The following is a 2774-nucleotide window of genomic DNA, read 5'->3' on the forward strand; positions in this document are numbered from 1 at the left end:
GTTGCATCTGGATCATTTAATATTATCCTTACCGCCTCTTCTATTGTGAAGTAATTCTTGTTATGTGTTTCATCTCCTCTCTTCCATAGCAATATTGGCTCTTCATTCCAGAACTGATACCATATCTCATAAACACCGCTATCCCATATGAAATCATCTGTTGAATTAAGCCATATCTTTGTATTATTTGTTACCCAGTGAATTGTTTCTCCTCCTGCAATTGTCTCCTCTATGAATGGCTCGCTAAATTCTTTCTCTGTTCTTGGAGGTGTGCAATCTATAACCAGATCCTGCTTCCTCTCTCCCTCTGTCATATTATTATAATCATATACCTGCCAGTGTATTTCATATTTGCCACATGAGAAATTGACTAAATCGCCAAGATGTATCCATAAGCGGAAGTATTCTCTGCCTTCTTCATCATACCACTTGTCATATTTTATTCCATTTTGCTGATAAGGCGCTTCCCATTCATAAGCAGTTGTCCATGGAATTAATGTGGTCCATTCTCCTGCTCCTCCCATCACCTCTCTTATTTTAACATTGTAATAACCAACAAAGCTTATGCTTTCAACATGATACCACCCATCGTTGTAAATTCCGTCATATGGTGATAACCATTCAATGTTCATATAATCGCAATAGTTCCACAAGCCATCGCCATTACTGTCAATGTAATCAATTATTTCTCCCGCTTCCTCGCCAGATATGTAAATTGCTCCTTTCTTAACCTGGTCTGAAATGAGTTGAACTGTTGTTTCTCTTGTTACCCATCTCCATACTGTATAATTCACATACCATATGCCGGTCTGGCAATCTGGATTGGATGGCAAATCTGTTGTATTTATTACAACCCATGTACAGTTCTGGAAGTAATATACATTTGAAGTTTCATTATAATAAAGTGTTCCATTGCTTATTTCAAATTCTAAATTGCTTTCAGGCGAGCTGTCATCTACTCCAACATGCCATTCAACTGGCTCTTCTGTATTGCATAAATCATCCTTGCTGAAGTAATATAGCCAGTGCTCACATCCTTCAGTGAAATAGAATGGCTCTTCATAATGCATCCAGTATATCCATCCACCAAATGGCGGCTCCTGCTCAAACCAGAAATCTGAGCTATTATTGAATTGTATCAAATCTGCATGGCTTGAAACATCTATCTCGCTGCCATTTATTGCTCCAGGTGTGTCTGGAGTTGGGTAGAATTCATACATTTCACTTGTTTCATTCCACCATACCCAGCGATAATATGTATTGTTCTGCCAGTTATATGGATATATGCATCCATCTCCATAATGATTTGCATAGAAGTGCACATCATCATTAATGCATATAACATTTGGTGCATTTCCAAGCTCAACATCCTTTGGTGTATACCATTGTTTTGGCTCTTCATTCCTTGGTATCTCTGGATGATTGCCCCATGAAATGCCAAGCAATGTTTCTGGAGCAATTCCATCTACATACCAGCGCTCATGCTTTAACTCGCTTGAATGGCATAGCTTATCCTTTGCAAAGTAGTATAAATCATGTGTGCAATTCTCTGGTAAATGAGCTTCAAATGAGATGTATCCAACTCTTGGATCTTCATCATAATCGCCGTTATCATAGATCACCCACCATTCAAAGTCATAAATTTCTTCATCCTCTTCTGTTACTCCAGGAATTTCAGAGCCATCTACTAAATCATCTCCAAATCCTCCACTATATATATCATTCCATTCATATCTCCAGTATATTGCAGATATTCCAACTGCACATTCATTTTCTGGCAAATCATATGCATTTATTGTTATTGGAGCGCATGCCCTCAGGAAACCATAGGAAGTTATATCAACCCAGAATATTACCCAGAAATCAGTGTCATAATCTCCATAACCATATGGAGTGGAAAATTCGAATGCTATCTGAATATCCTGTCCATAATAATCCCACAATGATATATCTTCAGTGGTAAACCAAGTGTCATCATTGAATTGCTTTAACAGATGCCAATCTCCATTTTCATCTATTAGATATACATTTCCTATAGCATTTTCTGTGATGAAAATATGCAAGAATGTTAAATTGCTGAATTTTGGCAGGTCATAAATTACTGGTGAATATAGAAATTCATTCTGATAATAATAATAGCCATGCACAACCGCAGCATCAACTATTTCATCAGTCCATGGCCACGGGCTCACATATTGCTCCCATCCATAATATGAATTGCCAGCAAAATTGCCTTCCCTGCTCCAGTCTCCATATTCAGTTAATCCATCTGTTGGCGGGAATCTTGGAACAGCTTCTGATCCAACCGTATGCTTATACATGTCAAAATTGTCTTCAAATACTGGCTCCTCAACTTCTCTTATTTCAAGTTTTATATCATCAATGAACCATCCTAAATCTGTTGTATAAATATTGCTATAAAATCTAAATCTTATCTTTATTACTTTTCCTATATAATCACTTATATCAATGAATTCCTGCACCCAATCTCTTGCTCCGTTATAACTTGCAACTTCATTCCATGAGCCATCAGCATAAACTTCAACATATGCTCTATCTGAATAATCATTGTCCATATCATATTTATGCCAGAACATCAGCATTGCCTTCATTCCTTCATAATCTGGAGATGTTAGCTCAATTTCTCCACTTATCAATGCGTCATTCATGCAATTCAGATAATGCGGAGCGCTTTCAACTCCACAATACCATGAGTGATTTTCTGAATGATAATCATAATCTGTTATATGCCATTTGCTTGTTTCAAGCATTTC

The 2774-nt window shown here is 37.2% G+C and carries 1 protein-coding gene; it reads right to left on the bottom strand.

From position 1 onward, the window contains the following. Positions 1 to 2774, bottom strand: a 2774-nt coding sequence (locus tag H5T45_07530) for a hypothetical protein (GenBank protein MBC7129549.1), incomplete at both ends; no start/stop codon positions are given.

It is taken from the genome of Thermoplasmatales archaeon, from assembly GCA_014361245.1.
Taxonomy (GTDB): domain Archaea; phylum Thermoplasmatota; class E2; order UBA202; family JdFR-43; genus JACIWB01.